Below are 16195 nucleotides of genomic sequence, written 5' to 3'. Positions count from 1 at the left end.
AGTTAAACCTGGTTCAGACGTTCGGCGATAAAAGTGATCAGCTGGCGGGCAATCTTGCCCTTGCTGGTCTGGGCAAAGAGCGTTGCGTGCAACTCCCGGTCAATCACGCTGCAGGCGTTTTCCTCGCTATTGAAGCCAATGCTCGGGTTGGCGACATCGTTGGCAACGATCAGATCGAGGTTTTTGTCTTTCAATTTGCGTGCAGCATAGTCGAGCAGATGTTCGGTTTCAGCAGCGAAGCCGACACTGAACGGACGGTCGGGACGGGTGGCGATGGTGGCCAGAATGTCTGGGTTGCGCACCATCTGTAGCAACAAGCCGTCGCCGTTCGTAGGGTCTTTCTTGAGTTTTTGTGGGGCGACGACTTCCGGGCGGTAGTCGGCGACCGCCGCGGAGGCGATGAACAGGTCGCAGGGGATCGCTGCTTCGCAGGCGGCCAGCATGTCCCGGGCGCTGACCACATCGATTCGGGTTACCCGATCCGGGGTCGGCAAATGTACCGGGCCGGTGATCAAGGTCACGCGGGCGCCGGCCTCGACAGCTGCTTCCGCCAGGGCGAAGCCCATTTTTCCGGAGCTGTGGTTGGTGATGTAGCGCACCGGGTCAATGTTTTCCTGGGTCGGGCCGGCGGTGATCAGCACGTGCTTGCCGGTCAACGACTGGCGCTTGAAACACTCGGCAGCACAGAGCGCCAGGTCGTCGGCTTCGAGCATGCGGCCCATGCCGACGTCGCCGCAGGCCTGGCTCCCGGAGGCCGGGCCGAACACCCGCAGGCCACGGCTTTCGAGCAACTGGGTGTTGGCCTGGGTGGCCGGATCGCGCCACATGGCCTGGTTCATGGCCGGGGCAATAGCGACGGTGGCGTCGGTAGCCAGGACCAGGGTGGTCAGCAGGTCATCGGCGATGCCTTGGGCCAGGCGGGCGATCAGGTCCGCGGTGGCAGGGGCGATCAATACCAGATCGGCCCATTTCGCCAGCTCGATATGGCCCATCGCGGCTTCGGCCGCCGGGTCGAGCAGGTCCATATGGACCGGGTGCCCCGACAGGGCCTGCATGGTCAGCGGGGTGATGAACTCGCTGCCACCACGGGTCATGACCACGCGCACTTCGGCGCCCTGATCGAGGAGTCGGCGAACCAGTTCGGCGCTCTTATAAGCGGCAATGCCACCGCCGACGCCGAGAACAATGCGTTTCCGATACAGACGCTGCATAGGCTTGCCTTTCTGTTCAGTGATGACTGCGCGCAATACCCCTCCCCAGGTGAAATCGCACGCAAAAAAGATGGGCTAAGATAGCACAGCGACCGCCACGGAACAGCGGCGCCCACACACATGGAGGTGCTATGAGCATTCGCGATTGGCCTGCGGCGGAGCGTCCGCGGGAGAAACTTCTGGAGCAGGGTTCGGCCAGTCTTTCCGACGCCGAGTTGCTGGCGATCTTTCTACGAACCGGGGTCAGCGGTAAAAGTGCGGTGGATCTTGCCCGGCACTTGCTGCTTCAGTTTGGCAGCCTGCGGGCGTTGCTGGAGGCGGATCAGCCAACGTTCAATCGCCAGTTGGGGTTGGGTCCGGCGAAATTCGCTCAATTGCAGGCGGTGCTGGAGATGGCTCGGCGGCATTTGGCCGAAAGGTTACGGCGGGGCTCAGTGCTGGAAAGTCCGTTAGTCGTGCGCGACTACCTCAAGGCGTTGCTTCGGCATGAGCCCCATGAAGTGTTTGGGTGTCTGTTTCTGGATACCAAGCATCGCGTGCTGGGGTTCGAGGCGCTGTTCAGAGGCTCGATCGACACGACCAGTGTCTATCCCCGGCAGGTGGTCAAGCGCGCGTTGGCATACAATGCGGCGGCCTTGATTTTGTGTCACAACCACCCTTCGGGCATCGCCGAGCCGAGTCAGGCCGATCGCGTACTGACCAAGCGCCTGCAGAAGGCGCTGGATCTGATCGATGTCCGGGTGCTCGACCATTTCATCATCGGTGACGGCGATCCGCTGTCGATGTCCGAGTATGGGTGGATGTAGAGAGGCAGCGGCAAGCCTCAAGCTGCAAGCGGCAAGACAGAGCGGTACGCGTAGCGCTCTGAACTTGCGGCTTGCAGCTGGCTACTTGACGCTGACCTTCGAGTAGTCCTGGCGACCGAACGGGCTGACCTGGTAGCCCTGCACCTCCTTGCGCGTCAGAGCGAAGGCGGTCGGATGCGCCAGGGGCAGCCAGAGCGCCTGGTGCTGGATTTGCGCCTGAGCCTGTTGGTACAACTTGCTGCGCACACCTTGCTCGCTGGTGGTCTTGCCGGCGCTGATCAGTTTGTCCAGGCCCTGGTCGCAGTAGCGGGCGAAGTTGGTCCCGGATTTCACCGCGGCGCAGGAAAACTGCGGGGTGAGGAAGTTATCCGGGTCGCCGTTATCGCCAGCCCAGCCCATGAACAGCAGGTCGTGCTCACCGGCTTTGGCCCGGCGAATCAGCTCGCCCCACTCGATAACCCGAATCTCGGCCTGAATGCCGACCTCGGCCAGATCCGCCTGCAACAGCTGGGCGCCCAGGCTTGGGTTGGGGTTGAGCAGACTGCCCGAGGGGCGGGTCCAGAGGGTGGTTTTGAAGCCGTCCTTGAGCCCGGCCCTGGCCAGCAGCTCCCGCGCCTTGGCGACGTTATGGGAGTAGCCTGGCAGTTCCTGGGCGTAGCTCCAGGTGTTGGGTGGGTAAGGGCCATTAGCGGGTTCGGCAGTGTCTTCGAAGACGGCCTTGAGGTAGCTGGACTTGTCGAAAGCGAGGTTGATTGCCTGGCGGACTTCAGGCTTGTCCAGCGGCGGGTGCTGGCTGTTGATGGCGACAAACGCCGTCATGAAGGCCGCGGTGCTCTCGACTTTAAGCGTCGATTCCTTGCTGGCGACTTGCACGTCCAGGGGTTTGGGCGACAGGGCGATCTGGCACTCGTTGCGCCGCAATTTTTGCAGGCGCACGTTGGCGTCCGGGGTGATGGCGAACACCAGGGTGTCCACCGCAGGCTTGCCGCCGAAGTAGTCGCGGTTGGCCTTGTAGCGAACCGCCGCGTCCTTCTGGAAGCGCCCGAAGATGAACGGGCCGCTGCCGATCGGCTGGCTGTTGAGCTTCTCCGGGGTGCCGGCCTTGAGTAGCTGGTCGGCATACTCTGCCGAATAGATCGAGGCGAAGCCCATGCTCAGGGTCGCGAGGAAGGTCGAATCCGGGTGGTCGAGGGTGAACCGCACAGTCAGCGGGTCGAGCGCGTCGATTTTTTTGATCAGCGCCGGCAACTGCATCGATTGCGCATGGGGGAAACCGCTCTGGGCGACCTTATGCCATGGGTTGGCGGGGTCAAGCATCCGCTCGAAGCTGAACTTCACATCTTCTGCAGTCAGCTCGCGACTGGGGCTGAAGTACTCGGTGCGATGGAATTTCACCTGCGGATGCAGCTTGAAGACATACGTCAGGCCGTCCGTGGAAACTTCCCAACTGTCAGCGAGGCTGGGTACCACTTTGCCGCTGGTGGTGTCGAAGTCCACCAAGCGATTCATCAGTACGTCGGCGGACGCATTGGTGGTGGTCAGCGAATTGTATTGCACCACGTCGAACCCTTCCGGGCTGGCCTCGGTGCAGACGCTGAGGGCGGCGGCATGGGCCAGCGGGCTCAGAAGGGGAATGAGCAGTAGCGGTAGGGCAGCGAGGCGCATATTCGGTTTCCTTTGCAGATCGAAGGCCCATCTGCGAGTGCAGTCTGGAAAAGGCTTACCCTAGTGGCCTCGTTTGAAAATGACTATCCAATTTTTCAGATTGGCGTTTGCGGCGTGTGGTCTTTCAAGGGGGAAATGGCCAGATGAGTGGTATTTCTGACAAAACCAGAGCATTTTTTCTGAAAAACAGCCCCATTGCCTCGTTTGATCAAGGTCATTTACGGGTAATCTGTATAGCTGAGTCGTGTGTAATGGCAACCAGGCGCAAGTTCTGCGACGAGCGGTAACCTGCGTCGGCAGCCTTTGACTGAGGCGCCCGGAGCAAGAAAACCGGGGCTTCAAGAAAGGCAGATCACATCGCCTGTTGTTGCAGTGGGGTCTTTCTGGTATAAAGCAGCGCTCTTTTCTAGGGGCCCGGTTCCTTCGCTTGTAGGTGTAGCCGGTAAGACCCTTAAAGAAACGCGGCGCCTGGCGCCAAATTGACTGAGAGATTAAGCGGCCAACCCATGCCGGGTTGGGCATGTGGTTTTAGAGGGCTGAGGCATGTCGAGAGTCTGTCAAGTTACCGGTAAGGGTCCGGTGACTGGGAATAACATTTCCCACGCAAATAACAAAACCCGTCGTCGTTTCCTGCCGAACCTGCAGCATCACCGCTTCTGGGTTGAAGAAGAGAAACGTTTCGTGCGTCTGCGCGTATCTGCCAAAGGCATGCGTATCATCGACAAGCGTGGCATCACTGTCGTGCTGGCCGAAATCCGCCGTGCTGGCAAGATCTAAGGGAGCTAATCATGCGTGAATTGATCCGTTTGGTGTCGAGCGCTGGTACAGGCCATTTCTACACCACTGATAAGAACAAGCGCACCACTCCGGATAAAATCGAAATCAAAAAATTCGATCCGCGGGTTCGCAAGCACGTGATCTACAAAGAAGCCAAAATCAAGTAATTGGTTTTGTCTCTTAAGAAAAAGGCCCGTATCGCGAGATACGGGCCTTTTTCTTTGTGCCGGATTTTTGCCTTTTAAAAGCGGCAGTACGTCAGGCCTTTTGCTCGAACACCACATAGATCTTGCGGCAGGTCTCCAGCACTTCCCAGGTGCCTCTGAAGCCGGCCGGGATCACAAAACGGTCACCGGCGCGCAGAGTCTTGGCATTGCCTTCGTAATCGCGCAATACCGAGACCCCTTGGACGATCTCGCAGTATTCGTGCTCGGTATAGTTGACTGTCCATTGGCCTACGGCGCCTTCCCACACACCGGCGCTCATCTGACCACAAGGGCTGTTGTAGTGGTTGTAGATGGCTTGCTCCGGGTCGCCCTTGAGGACTTTTTCCTGGGCCGGGCGAAAGCGCTCTGCCTGAGTGTTGGCCTGGTTGAAGTCGACGATGTCCTGGATGCTCATTCTTGTTGTCCCCCGTGATTGCGGCGTGAGTGGCTGGTAAGCCCAAAGTCTATGTTTATTAAAATGAACATCGCAAGGCCGTTTGAGCGCTCTGTGTCAAATATATTGAAACTTGAGGTGCCGCTGGTTTAGGGTGATGGTTGCCTTGGGCCGAAGTGAAAGATGGCCGGGCAGAATTCCTGAGGGTGCCTGCGTAGAACGCGTAGCGCCTGTATTCAATAAGAGGAGGACACTCGTATGACCACCCTGACTCGTGCCGATTGGGAACAACGCGCCCGCGATCTGAAGATCGAAGGCCGCGCTTACATCAATGGCGAATACACCGCAGCAGTCTCCAATGAGACGTTCGAGTGCATCAGCCCGGTCGATGGTCGTCTGCTGGGCAAGATCGCCAGCTGTGACGCCGCCGACGCCCAGCGCGCAGTTGAAAACGCCCGCACCACCTTCAATTCCGGTGTCTGGTCGCGGCTGGCGCCGAGCAAGCGCAAGTCCACCATGATTCGTTTCGCCGGCCTGCTGAAAAAGCACGCCGAAGAACTGGCCCTGCTTGAAACCCTCGACATGGGCAAGCCGATCAGCGATTCCCTGGGCATCGACGTTCCGCGCGCCGCGCAAGCGCTGAGCTGGAGCGGCGAAGCCATCGACAAGATCTACGATGAAGTCGCCGCCACGCCGCACGATCAGCTGGGTCTGGTGACCCGCGAGCCAGTCGGTGTAGTGGCCGCTATCGTGCCATGGAACTTCCCGTTGATGATGGCCTGCTGGAAACTTGGCCCGGCGTTGTCCACCGGTAACTCGGTGATCCTCAAGCCGTCCGAAAAGTCGCCGCTGACTGCCATCCGCATCGCCGCTCTGGCCGTTGAAGCCGGTATTCCAGCGGGTGTGCTGAACGTGCTGCCTGGCTACGGCCATACCGTCGGCAAGGCGCTGGCCTTGCACATAGACGTCGACACCCTGGTATTCACCGGCTCGTCGAAGATTGCCAAGCAGTTGCTGATCTACTCTGGCGAATCGAACATGAAGCGCGTCTGGCTCGAAGCCGGTGGCAAGAGCCCGAACATCGTGTTCGCCGATGCCCCGGACCTGCAAACCGCCGCCGAAGCCGCGGCCGGTGCCATCGCATTCAACCAGGGCGAAGTCTGCACCGCCGGTTCGCGTCTGCTGGTCGAGCGTTCGATCAAGGACCGCTTCCTGCCGTTGGTGATCGAAGCCCTGAAAAGCTGGAAGCCTGGCAATCCGTTGGACCCGGCGACCAACGTCGGTGCGCTGGTGGATACCCAGCAGATGAATACCGTGCTGTCGTACATCGAATCCGGTCATAGCGATGGGGCCAAACTGGTAGCGGGTGGCAAGCGCATCCTCGAGGAAACTGGAGGCACCTACATTGAGCCGACGATTTTCGATGGCGTAAACAATGCGATGAAAATCGCCCAGGAAGAAATCTTTGGCCCGGTGCTTTCGGTCATTGCCTTCGACACCGTGGAGGATGCCATTCAGATTGCCAACGACACGCCCTATGGCCTGGCCGCGGCGGTATGGACTTCGAACATTTCCAAGGCTCACCTGACCGCCAAGGCATTGCGTGCCGGTAGCGTCTGGATCAATCAGTACGAGGGCGGCGATATAACTGCGCCGTTTGGTGGCTTCAAGCAATCGGGCAATGGTCGTGACAAATCGCTGCACGCGTTCGACAAATACACCGAGCTGAAGGCGACCTGGATCAAGCTCTAACCCCCCCGGGAGCGAGCTTGCTCCGGGCGGCGTTCCGACGATAGCGGTCTGACAGTCACAGAGTGTGTCCATCGCGAGCAATCGAGCGTCGACCGGCTGCTCCCACATTAGATCCATCTCGCAGCCGGACTTTCCCCCCCAGGAAGGTCCGGCTGTGTTGTTTCAGTCATCGAATAAAAACCATCCACAGGAGCGTGGAAATGCGTTGGGCGACTTATTTCGCCGTATTGGCGTCTGTCCTGAGTGTTGGTCTGGCGTTGGGCGTGAGCATGCCGTTGGTGTCGTTGCGCCTGGAAGGCTGGGGTTATGGTTCGTTCGCCATTGGCGTGATGGCGGCGATGCCGGCGATGGGCGTACTCCTCGGCGCCAAAATCTCGAACCGTCTGGCAGCCTATTTCGGTACCGCGGCCTTGATGCGCTTGTGCTTGTGGGGCGGGGCAATTTCGATCGGCCTGCTGGCGCTGTTGCCGAGCTACCCGGTCTGGCTGGTGTTGCGCTTGATGATCGGGATCATCCTGACCATCGTCTTCATTCTCGGTGAAAGCTGGATCAACCAGTTGGTGGTGGAGCAATGGCGTGGCCGTTTGGTGGCGCTGTACGGCAGCAGCTATGCCTTGAGCCAGCTGTCCGGGCCGCTGCTGCTGGGCGCTCTGGGAACCGAGGGTGATTACGGTTTCTGGGTCGGGGTCGGGCTGCTGGTGATCTCGCCGTTCCTGCTGCTGGGACGTAGCGGGGCGCCAACCAGCGAGGCGCTCGGCGTGACCTTGGGCGATTTGTGGGGCTTTTGCCGCGGGTTGCCGGCGATTGCCTGGGCGGTGGCGCTTGTTCGCCGCGTTCGAAGCGATGATCCTGACCTTGCTACCGGTCTACTGCCTGCGTCAGGGCTTCACCAGCGAAATTGCCCTGGCAATGGTCAGCACCGTGGTGGTCGGCGATGCCTTGTTGCAATTGCCGATTGGCGCGCTGGCCGATCGGCTCTCTCGGCGCACACTGTTTACCGGCTGTGCAGTGATCCTGATGCTGTCGAGCCTGGCGATTCCGTTGCTGATCGACACCTTGCTGATCTGGCCGCTGTGGGTGCTGTTCGGGGCCAGTGCCGGCGGCTTGTTTACCCTGTCGTTGATTCTGATCGGCGAACGTTATCGCGACGACGCACTGGTCCGCGCCAATGCCCATGTCGCGCAGCTGTGGGGTATCGGCTGCCTGATCGGGCCGTTGGTGGCAGGGGCGGGCAGTCAGTGGATCAGCGGGCATGCCCTGCCGTTGTTGATGGCGGCTGGCGCGTTCGGCCTGGTGATTCTGGTGTCGCGTCAGGGAGCTTTCGGTACGGTCGCCGAAGCGTTCTAAAGCATCCGCTCCAGGCCCACGGTGGAGCTGAGCCAGGCATTGAAGCGACGCCACCAGCTCCCCGGTTCACGGGTCAGGGTGTGCAGTTGCTGGTTGTCTTCAGTGACCCAGACCACCTGGTCATTCTCCAGCCGGACCTGATAGCTGCGGGCCGGCGCCATACCTTGCAGGGCCAGGTCGCGGACGTGTTCGGCCAGTTCAGGGCTGTCCACGATTACGCCGACTTCGGTATTCCATAGCACCGAGCGCGGGTCGAAATTGAACGAGCCGATAAAGGATTTTTTACGGTCGAAGATGATCGCTTTGCTGTGCAGGCTGGAGTCGGATTCGCCATAAGAACCGGCCCGGAACAGGTAGGGTCCGCTGCTGCCACGCTCTGCGGGTTGGCGCCGCAGTTCGAACAGCTTCACGCCATGTTCCAGCAAGGCTTTGCGATAGGGCGCGTAACCGCCATGTACCGCTGGCACATCGGTGGCTTCCAGAGAGTTGGTCAGCAAGCTCACCGTGACCCCGGCGTCAGCGCGTCCGGTCAGGTACAGCAAGCCAGGCTGACCGGGAACGAAGTAGGCCGAGATCAGGATCAGTTCTTTGCTGACACCCTCGAGTTCCGGCGCCAGTTGGGTGGTGAGCAGCAACTGCGGATCGGGCTCGCCATCGGCCAGCACCTTGCTCGGGGCATCCCACAACGCCTGGCTCCAGGCCCAGATCAGCTCGTTGCGCCAGATGTCCATGCGCGGTTCGGTTCGAAAGGTCATCAGTTGTTGATATAACGCCTGGTTCTGTTTTCGGGTTTCTTCCAGGGATTGCTCCAGCCTTGTCCGGGTGTTGGCCAGATCCTTGGCCGTCGGCTTGGTGGCCAGAAACTCATCGATCGGTTTGCTCAGGGCGCTGTTCCAGTATTGATCGAAGCTGTGCCCGAGTTGCTCGGCCACCGGGCCCATACCAAGCATGTCGATGTCAGTGAAATTCAGGTCCGGCTCGGCATCGAAATACTCGTCGCCCAGATTGCGCCCGCCGACAATGGCCGCGCTGTTGTCCGCCAGCCACAGTTTGTTGTGCATGCGCCGATGTTGCAGCGACAGGTTGAGCAGTCGGCCCGCGGTCCGGGTCACATCGGTACTGCGGCCCAGGTGCAGCGGGTTGAACACGCGAATCTGGATGTGCGGGTGGGCGGCGAGCGTGGCAATCACCTGATCCTGGCCGTCACTGGTCAAGTCATCGAGCAGTATGCGCACGCGCACGCCGCGATCGGCAGCCTTGAGCAGTTCTTCCACCAACATCCGCGTGCTGATGCCGTCATGAACGATGTAGTACTGCAAGTCGAGGCTGCTTTGTGCGTTGCGGATCAGCTCGGCGCGGGCCGTAAAGGCTTCGCCGCTATCGGACAGCAGACGAAAGCCAGACTGCCCCTTGTAAAGCGCTGCCTGGGCCTTGATCGAGCGGCCAAACGCCGAATCCGTTGCAGGCAACGCCTGGCTGGGCTCGCGCGGCGTGTTGAACGTGGCGCAACTGCCCAGGGTCAGGATGACCAGCAGAAGCAAGGGTAGAGTCCGTCTGAATCTCAAGTCGGATCGTCCCGATTGGCGGCAGTTGTCTGCATATGGACGCTGGTTTCCGGTTAAAGGTCAGTCGATGGCAGCCTCGGTTTCGGCCAGCAGTTTGATCGCCGCCGCTCCGACCTTGCGCACTGCCTCTTCAATCTGTGCCGTTGGTTTGGCAGCGTAGTTCATCCGCAGACAATTGCGGTATTTGCCGGAAGCCGAAAAGATACTGCCGACAGCGATCTGTACGCCTTGATCGAGCAGGGCACGATTCAGTTTCAAGGTATCAAAGCCGTCCGGCAGTTCGACCCACAGCATGAAGCTGCCTTGCGGGCGGCTGGCACGGGTACCGACGGGGAAATATCGGCTGACCCAGTCGATCATCAAGTCGCGGTTACGCTGGTACTGGCTGCGCATGCGCCGCAAGTGCGGCTCGAAATGCCCGGCCTTGAGGAATTCGGCGATGGCGATCTGTGGCTGCGGTGCAGTGGAGCCGGTGCTGATGTATTTCATGTGCAGCACCCGCTCCAGATAACGTCCCGGTGCCACCCAGCCGATGCGCAGGCCCGGCGCGAGGGTTTTCGAGAACGAACTGCAGAGCAGGACTCGACCGTCTTCGTCGAAGGACTTGATGGTCCGCGGGCGGGGATAGGTGTAGGCCAGTTCGCCATACACATCGTCCTCGATGATCGCCACGTCGAAGCGCTGTGCCAAGGTCAACAACGCCCGCTTGCGCGACTCCGGCATGATGTAACCCAGCGGGTTGTTGCAGTTGGGGGTCAACTGTATGGCCTTGATCGGCCACTGTTCCAAGGCCAGTTCGAGGGCATCGAGACTGATCCCGGTCAGCGGATCGGTGGGGATTTCCAGGGCCTTCATGCCCAGCCCCTTGAGGGTTTGCATGGCGCCGTGAAAGCTCGGCGAGTCCACGGCGACGATATCCCCTGGTTCGCAGGTGGCCCGGATGCTGGTGGACAGCGCCTCATGGCAGCCGGTGGTGACCACCAGGTCGTTGGCGCTCAACTGACAGCCGGAATCGAGCAGCAGGCGGGCAATCTGCTCGCGCAGTTCGAGGGTGCCGTAGATGTTGTCGTAGTACAGTCCCGGCATGTCTTGTCGGCGGCTGATCCGGGCCAGGCCGCGCAGCAGGGGTTTGAGGGTGGGCGTGGTGATGTCCGGCATGCCGCGACCCAGTTGGACCACGTCCTTGCGCGGGACCGCCCGGATCAATTCGAGTACCTGATCCCACTGGGAAATTTCCACCGGTCGTTGGGCGGGGCGTCCGACTGCGGGCAGCGCCGGCAGTTCACGACCGACCGGGACGAAGTAGCCGGATTTCGGCTTCGGCGTCGCCAGGCCGCTGTCTTCCAGCATTCGATAGGCTTGTTGCACGGTGCTCAGGCTGACCCCGTGCTCGACACTCAAGGCTCGCACCGAAGGCAACCGGTCGCCGGGGCGATAGAAGCCCTGTTCGATACGCGTGCCGAGCAGTTCGGCGAGATTGACGTATAGGGTCATGGCGAGGCCTCGGTGGGGATTGATTCAGCTAACCAGTACAGATGGAGCAAAAATACAGGATTCAGTGACGCGATTGGAAATTCTGTATGGAAATAATACATGCATTTTGAATCTGTAACGGTTTTTGACGCCCGCGCATGATGTGTGCTCATGGCAACCCAAGCAACAGGAGCTACAGACATGAACGGCTTGAGCGATGTGCGGCTCGCGTTACACAGTCAGGAACTGGCGGCAGGCCAGGAAAACCGGTCACCTGCGGCGATGCCCCGTAAAGCGCCGTCCGGCCTGAGCCGTTGGGGTCTGTTCTGGCATCGCCTGCACACGCGCAAGGCGTTGCTCGACCTGACGGCCGAGCAACTGCGCGATATCGGCTTGAGCCGTGAGCAGGCGCGGGAGGAGGGGCTCAAACCCTTTTGGCGGATTTGACGCGTGAAACAGATCCCCATATTGGCGGATTTGGGGGGTGAAACAGATCCCCGTATTGGCGGATTTGAGGCACAAAACAAATTCCGTATTGGTGGATTTGATGGGTGAAACAGATCTCCGTAGCAGCTGGCGAAGCCTGCGTTCGGCTGCGCAGCAGTCGTAAACCCGGTTAACTCGGTATTCCTGTAAGACCGGGCTTTCCCTTTTACGACTGCTGCGCAGCCGAACGCAGCCTGGCGGCAGCTGCTACGAGACATGTGGCGATCTGTAAATCAACTCAGGCCAGTTCTTTCAACCGATGCCAAAGCATCCCCAGCGCCAGCAACGGCGAGCGCAAATGTTTACCGCCCGGAAACGTGACATGCGGCACCTTGGCGAACAGATCAAAACCGCCGCTCTGCTGACCACTGATTGCCTCAGCCAACAACTTCCCCGCCAAGTGCGTGACATTCACGCCATGACCGGAATAAGCCTGGGCGTAGTACACATTGGGCTGGTCCTTGAGGCGTCCGATCTGCGGCAAGCGATTGGCGCCGATGCCGATCATGCCACCCCATTGATAGTCGATCTTCACATCGACCAGTTGCGGGAACACGTCCAGCATTTTGGGTCGCATATAAGCGCCAATGTCCTGGGGATCGCGCCCGGAATAGTGGCAGGCTCCGCCAAACAGCAAGCGCCGGTCCGCCGAGAGGCGGTAGTAATCCAGTGCCACCCGTTGATCGCAGACCGCCATGTTCTGCGGCAGCAACGCGTGAGCCAGCTCTTCGCTCAAGGGTTCGGTGGCGATGATGTAGCTGCCGGCGGGCAGCACTTTTGCGCTGAGTTCCGGGTTGAGTTCGTTCAGGTAGGCGTTGCAGCCCAACACCAGGGTCTTGGCCCGGACCGAACCCTGAGCGGTGTGAACACGAACCTCAGGACCATAGTCAATGCGGGTGACGGCCGATTGCTCAAATAGCTTCACCCCCAGTTGCTGCGCGGCGGCGGCCTCGCCCAGCGCGAGATTCAGCGGATGCAGATGCCCCGAGCCCATATCGATCAAGCCGCCGACGTAGCGGTCGGAGCCGACCACAGTACGCATTTCGTGGGCTTGCAGCAGGCGGGTTGCATGGCGATAGCCGAGGCTGCGCAGCGCTTCGGCCTCTTCGGCGAATCCTTCAAGGTCGCGAGGTTTGTTGGCCAGATCGCAATAACCCCAGGTCAGGTCGCAAGGAATCTGGAAGTGTGCAACCCGCTGGCGGACGATCTCCACCGCTTCCAGGCCCATCAGCTTCATCTGGCGCACGCCGTCCGCGCCGATCACATTAGTGAACTGATCAAGGCCATGGCCGACACCGCGAATCAGCTGTCCGCCGTTACGTCCGCTGGCACCCCAGCCAATCTTGTGCGCTTCCAGCAGTATGACGCTGAGGCCGCGTTCAGCCAGTTCGATCGCCGTGTTCAACCCGGAGAAACCGCCGCCGACCACGCATACATCGGCCACTGACTCACCTGTGAGCACCGGGTGGTCGGGCTGCGGCAGGCTGCTGGCGGCGTAGTAAGAGGCGGTATGCTGATGGCTCGGGACAGGTTGCTGAGCACGGGCGTTCATGTGCGTAATCCTGATTGTTGTGTTTGAAAAACTTTACGGAGCATAAGCCGGACCTTTCAGTCTCGGCAACACTGGTCGGCTGGCGCTGTCTGGAACATGGGTTTTAAGGCAGAATCCCAGTCCATCACCTTTTCGGTAATCGCTTCGATGAGCTGCAACAGTCAGAAAATCCGCACGCTGCGGCAGCAGATTCCGTCATTCGAGTGTGTGCCCGGTTGCCATGACTGCTGTGGGCCGGTGACCACCTCGACCGAAGAAATGTCCCGCTTGCCGCGCAAGACTGCAGCCGAACAAGAAGCGGCGATGGATGAGCTGGACTGCGTCCACCTGGGCCCGAACGGTTGCACGGTGTACGACGAGCGTCCGTTGATCTGCCGGCTGTTCGGCACCACGCCGACCTTGCCATGCCCCAATGGCCGCCGCCCGGTGGAGATGATTCATCCGCGGGTCGAAAAGCAGATTCATGAGTACATGGCCAGTACGCGGCAGGTGTTGGTCTAATAGCGTTGCTATCCTAGTCCATCGAGTCGTCCCCATCGCGAGCAAGTCGGATCGCCGCGTCGTCGCTCCCACATTAGATCTTTAGTGGGCAAAGATTTGTGTACGACAGAGGTCCAGTGTGGGAGCGAGCTTGCTCGCGATAGGGCCCGCACAGGCGACCACTACTTCCGGGTAACCCTTAATCCGGAATCGGCAGATTCAGGCTCTCCTTCACCTCTTCCATCACGATATAGCTCTTGGACTCCCGCACATGGGGCAGTTTGAGCAGGATGTCGCCGAGCAATTTGCGGTACGAGGCCATCTCGGAAATCCGTGCCTTGACCAGGTAATCGAAGTCCCCTGACACCAAATGGCATTCCAGCACATGAGGCAGTTTCAGCACGGCACGGCGGAACTCTTCGAAGGTGTCGCCGGACTTGTAGTCGAGGCTGATTTCGACGAACACCAGCAGATTGGCCTTCAAGTGCTGAGGGTTGAGCCGGGCGTTGTAGCCCATGATGATCCCTTCGCGTTCCAGACGCCGCACCCGTTCGGTACAGGGTGTCGTCGACAGGCCGACCTTTTCCCCCAGTTCGGTGAAGGAAATACGCCCGTCCGCCTGCAGGATGCGCAGGATATTACGGTCGATTTTGTCCAGCTCACGCTTGGTCTGGGTGTTGGTACGCATAGGGGATGCGCCTCCGTGAAAAGGGTTTTTACCGAGAATTCTCGCCAAATATAGGCACTTATATAGTGAAAAGCACTGGCTAATGTTTTTTACACTGCGCACATCAATGCTCTGAACAATAAATGTCAGCGGTAAGCCGCGATGAGGGATATGAAAATGCGCGTTCTGGTCTTGGGTAGCGGCGTCATCGGTACCGCCAGTGCCTACTATCTGGCTCGGGCCGGGTTCGAAGTGGTTGTGGTTGACCGTCAACCGGCTGCTGCCATGGAAACCAGTTTTGCCAACGCCGGGCAGGTATCCCCTGGTTATGCCTCGCCGTGGGCCGCGCCGGGCGTACCGCTCAAAGCCATCAAGTGGCTGTTGCAGCGCCATGCGCCGCTGGCGATCAAGGCGACCGCCGATATCGATCAATACCTGTGGATGGCGCAAATGCTGCGCAACTGCACCGCCAGCCGTTATGCGGTGAACAAGGAGCGCATGGTCCGTCTGTCCGAGTACAGCCGCGACTGCCTCGACGAACTGCGCGCCGAAACCGGCATTGCCTACGAAGGTCGCAGCCTGGGGACTACCCAGTTGTTCCGCACTCAAGCGCAACTCGACGGTGCGGCGAAAGATATCGCGGTACTCAAAGAGTCCGGCGTACCTTTCGAACTGCTCGACCGCGCCGGCATTGCCCGCGTCGAGCCGGCGCTGGCCAGCGTCACCGATATTCTTGCCGGTGCCTTGCGCCTGCCGAACGACCAGACCGGCGACTGCCAGATGTTCACCGCCCGCCTGGCCGAAATGGCGGTGAAACTGGGCGTGGAGTTCCGCTTTGGCCAGGACATTCAGCGCCTCGACTACGCCGGCGAGCGCATCAATGGCGTGTGGATCGATGGCAAGCTGGAAACCGCTGACCGCTATGTGATGGCGCTCGGCAGCTACTCGCCGCAGTTGCTCAAACCGTTGGGTATCAAGGCGCCGGTGTACCCGCTCAAGGGTTACTCGCTGACCGTGCCGATCACCAACCCGGCAATGGCCCCGACTTCGACTATCCTCGATGAGACTTTCAAGGTAGCGATCACCCGTTTCGACAACCGTATTCGGGTCGGTGGCATGGCCGAGATCGCCGGGTTTGACCTGTCGCTCAATCCACGCCGTCGCGAAACCCTGGAGATGATCGTCAACGACCTTTATCCTCAGGGCGGTGATTTGTCCCAGGCCAGCTTCTGGACCGGCCTGCGTCCGACTACCCCGGACGGCACACCGATTGTCGGTGCCACGCCGTTCCGCAATCTGTTCTTGAACACCGGCCACGGCACGCTCGGCTGGACCATGGCCTGCGGCTCTGGTCGCTTGCTGGCTGACCTGATGGCGAAGAAATCGCCACAGATCAGCGCCGAAGGCCTCGATATTTCTCGTTACGGTAATAGCCCCAAGGAGTCAGCTAAACATGTCAATCCAGCGCCAGCTCACCAATGAGCGCATGAGCCAGATCGTTGTTCATAACGGTACCGTGTATCTGGCAGGGCAGGTCGGCGACGATATGAACGCCGGGATTGAACAGCAGACCCGTGAAACCCTGGCCAACATCGAGCGTTTGCTGGATCTGGCGGGTACCGACAAGAGCCGTTTGTTGTCGGTGACGATCTACTTGAAAGACATCGACGCTGATTTCGTCGGCATGAACAGCGTGTGGGACAAGTGGCTACCAAAAGGTGTGGCACCTGCCCGCGCAACCGTAGAGTCGAAACTCTGCGAACCGGAAATTCTGGTCGAGCTGTCGGTTGTGGCCGCTCTGCCTTAAGCAAGAA

At 60.0% G+C, this 16195-nt stretch carries 15 protein-coding genes and 1 pseudogene; 9 read left to right on the top strand and 7 right to left on the bottom strand.

Annotated elements, in window-relative coordinates; translation table 11 throughout:
- Positions 1 to 2: 2 nt before the first annotated feature.
- Entirely contained in the window at positions 3 to 1211 is a 1209-nt protein-coding gene (gene coaBC / locus F8N21_RS03270) for a bifunctional phosphopantothenoylcysteine decarboxylase/phosphopantothenate--cysteine ligase CoaBC (RefSeq protein WP_150640822.1), read from the bottom strand.
- 131 nt (positions 1212 to 1342) lie between these two features.
- On the opposite strand from coaBC, the gene radC reads away from it, so the two are divergent.
- Complete coding sequence (radC, locus tag F8N21_RS03265; protein ID WP_150640751.1) at positions 1343 to 2017, top strand: RadC family protein; 675 nt, start codon at positions 1343 to 1345, stop codon at positions 2015 to 2017.
- An 81-nt stretch (positions 2018 to 2098) separates the two neighbouring features.
- Here the strand turns inward: radC and F8N21_RS03260 are convergent, their stop codons facing one another.
- A complete protein-coding gene (locus F8N21_RS03260) occupies positions 2099 to 3682 on the bottom strand; it encodes an ABC transporter substrate-binding protein (RefSeq protein WP_150640750.1) in 1584 nt (527 codons plus the stop codon).
- Positions 3683 to 4225: 543 nt separating this feature from the next.
- Between F8N21_RS03260 and rpmB the strand changes: the two genes are divergently transcribed.
- Entirely contained in the window at positions 4226 to 4459 is a 234-nt protein-coding gene (rpmB, locus tag F8N21_RS03255; RefSeq protein WP_019410280.1) for a 50S ribosomal protein L28, read from the top strand.
- A gap of 11 nt (positions 4460 to 4470) precedes the next feature.
- Complete coding sequence (gene rpmG / locus F8N21_RS03250; protein WP_003437824.1) at positions 4471 to 4626, top strand: 50S ribosomal protein L33; 156 nt, start codon at positions 4471 to 4473, stop codon at positions 4624 to 4626.
- A gap of 91 nt (positions 4627 to 4717) precedes the next feature.
- Here rpmG and F8N21_RS03245 read toward each other — a convergent pair whose 3' ends face one another.
- Positions 4718 to 5080: a cupin domain-containing protein gene (locus F8N21_RS03245; protein ID WP_150640749.1), complete on the bottom strand. Its 363-nt coding sequence runs from the start codon at positions 5078 to 5080 to the stop codon at positions 4718 to 4720.
- A 237-nt stretch (positions 5081 to 5317) separates the two neighbouring features.
- Here F8N21_RS03245 and F8N21_RS03240 point away from each other — a divergent pair, with 237 nt between their 5' ends.
- Complete coding sequence (locus F8N21_RS03240) at positions 5318 to 6811, top strand: aldehyde dehydrogenase (RefSeq protein ID WP_150640748.1); 1494 nt, start codon at positions 5318 to 5320, stop codon at positions 6809 to 6811.
- A gap of 200 nt (positions 6812 to 7011) precedes the next feature.
- Positions 7012 to 8158: pseudogene (locus F8N21_RS03235) on the top strand (MFS transporter).
- On the opposite strand, the gene F8N21_RS03230 reads toward F8N21_RS03235, so the two are convergent.
- Both F8N21_RS03230 and F8N21_RS03225 read right to left on the bottom strand, forming a co-directional pair.
- Positions 8155 to 9723, bottom strand: coding sequence for a phospholipase D family protein (locus tag F8N21_RS03230; RefSeq protein ID WP_150640747.1), 1569 nt, complete (start codon positions 9721 to 9723; stop codon positions 8155 to 8157). The pseudogene F8N21_RS03235 and the gene F8N21_RS03230 sit on opposite strands and share 4 nt — an antisense overlap.
- A 60-nt stretch (positions 9724 to 9783) precedes the next feature.
- On the bottom strand, positions 9784 to 11217 hold the full coding sequence (locus F8N21_RS03225) for a PLP-dependent aminotransferase family protein (RefSeq protein WP_150640746.1): 1434 nt from the start codon (positions 11215 to 11217) through the stop codon (positions 9784 to 9786).
- Positions 11218 to 11397: 180 nt separating this feature from the next.
- Between F8N21_RS03225 and F8N21_RS03220 the strand changes: the two genes are divergently transcribed.
- On the top strand, positions 11398 to 11643 hold the full coding sequence (locus tag F8N21_RS03220) for a DUF1127 domain-containing protein (protein ID WP_150640745.1): 246 nt from the start codon (positions 11398 to 11400) through the stop codon (positions 11641 to 11643).
- Between the two features lie 277 nt (positions 11644 to 11920).
- Here the strand turns inward: F8N21_RS03220 and F8N21_RS03215 are convergent, their stop codons facing one another.
- Positions 11921 to 13234 carry an NAD(P)/FAD-dependent oxidoreductase gene (locus F8N21_RS03215; protein ID WP_150640744.1) on the bottom strand — a complete coding sequence of 438 codons (1314 nt, stop codon included), beginning with the start codon at positions 13232 to 13234 and terminating at the stop codon, positions 11921 to 11923.
- Between the two features lie 147 nt (positions 13235 to 13381).
- Between F8N21_RS03215 and F8N21_RS03210 the strand changes: the two genes are divergently transcribed.
- Positions 13382 to 13735, top strand: a complete 354-nt coding sequence (locus F8N21_RS03210; protein WP_150640821.1) for a YkgJ family cysteine cluster protein — start codon at positions 13382 to 13384, stop codon at positions 13733 to 13735.
- A 178-nt stretch (positions 13736 to 13913) separates the two neighbouring features.
- On the opposite strand, the gene F8N21_RS03205 is transcribed toward F8N21_RS03210, so the two are convergent.
- A complete protein-coding gene (locus F8N21_RS03205; RefSeq protein ID WP_150640743.1) occupies positions 13914 to 14402 on the bottom strand; it encodes an Lrp/AsnC ligand binding domain-containing protein in 489 nt (162 codons plus the stop codon).
- 156 nt (positions 14403 to 14558) lie between these two features.
- Between F8N21_RS03205 and dadA the strand changes: the two genes are divergently transcribed.
- Together dadA and F8N21_RS03195 are read left to right on the top strand one after the other, a co-directional pair.
- Positions 14559 to 15863, top strand: coding sequence for a D-amino acid dehydrogenase (gene dadA, locus F8N21_RS03200; protein ID WP_150640742.1), 1305 nt, complete (start codon positions 14559 to 14561; stop codon positions 15861 to 15863).
- Complete coding sequence (locus F8N21_RS03195; RefSeq protein WP_150640741.1) at positions 15835 to 16188, top strand: RidA family protein; 354 nt, start codon at positions 15835 to 15837, stop codon at positions 16186 to 16188. The genes dadA and F8N21_RS03195 overlap by 29 nt, the downstream gene beginning before the upstream one ends.
- The last annotated feature ends 7 nt before the right edge of the window (positions 16189 to 16195 follow it).

Origin of the sequence: Pseudomonas fluorescens, from assembly GCF_902497895.1 — a bacterium.
Taxonomy (GTDB): domain Bacteria; phylum Pseudomonadota; class Gammaproteobacteria; order Pseudomonadales; family Pseudomonadaceae; genus Aquipseudomonas; species Aquipseudomonas fluorescens_BP.
The sequence above is the reverse complement of the archived record's forward strand: the minus strand, read 5'-3'. Positions and strand labels throughout refer to the sequence as shown.

Coding starts and splice junctions, on each gene's coding strand:
- coaBC (WP_150640822.1), bottom strand. CDS start 1,211: ATGCAGCGTCTGTATCGGAAACGCATTGTTCTCGGCGTCGGCGGTGGC.
- F8N21_RS03220 (WP_150640745.1), top strand. CDS start 11,398: ATGAACGGCTTGAGCGATGTGCGGCTCGCGTTACACAGTCAGGAACTG.
- F8N21_RS03210 (WP_150640821.1), top strand. CDS start 13,382: ATGAGCTGCAACAGTCAGAAAATCCGCACGCTGCGGCAGCAGATTCCG.
- F8N21_RS03260 (WP_150640750.1), bottom strand. CDS start 3,682: ATGCGCCTCGCTGCCCTACCGCTACTGCTCATTCCCCTTCTGAGCCCG.
- F8N21_RS03195 (WP_150640741.1), top strand. CDS start 15,835: ATGTCAATCCAGCGCCAGCTCACCAATGAGCGCATGAGCCAGATCGTT.
- F8N21_RS03245 (WP_150640749.1), bottom strand. CDS start 5,080: ATGAGCATCCAGGACATCGTCGACTTCAACCAGGCCAACACTCAGGCA.
- F8N21_RS03240 (WP_150640748.1), top strand. CDS start 5,318: ATGACCACCCTGACTCGTGCCGATTGGGAACAACGCGCCCGCGATCTG.
- rpmG (WP_003437824.1), top strand. CDS start 4,471: ATGCGTGAATTGATCCGTTTGGTGTCGAGCGCTGGTACAGGCCATTTC.
- F8N21_RS03215 (WP_150640744.1), bottom strand. CDS start 13,234: ATGAACGCCCGTGCTCAGCAACCTGTCCCGAGCCATCAGCATACCGCC.
- rpmB (WP_019410280.1), top strand. CDS start 4,226: ATGTCGAGAGTCTGTCAAGTTACCGGTAAGGGTCCGGTGACTGGGAAT.
- F8N21_RS03205 (WP_150640743.1), bottom strand. CDS start 14,402: ATGCGTACCAACACCCAGACCAAGCGTGAGCTGGACAAAATCGACCGT.
- F8N21_RS03225 (WP_150640746.1), bottom strand. CDS start 11,217: ATGACCCTATACGTCAATCTCGCCGAACTGCTCGGCACGCGTATCGAA.
- dadA (WP_150640742.1), top strand. CDS start 14,559: ATGCGCGTTCTGGTCTTGGGTAGCGGCGTCATCGGTACCGCCAGTGCC.
- radC (WP_150640751.1), top strand. CDS start 1,343: ATGAGCATTCGCGATTGGCCTGCGGCGGAGCGTCCGCGGGAGAAACTT.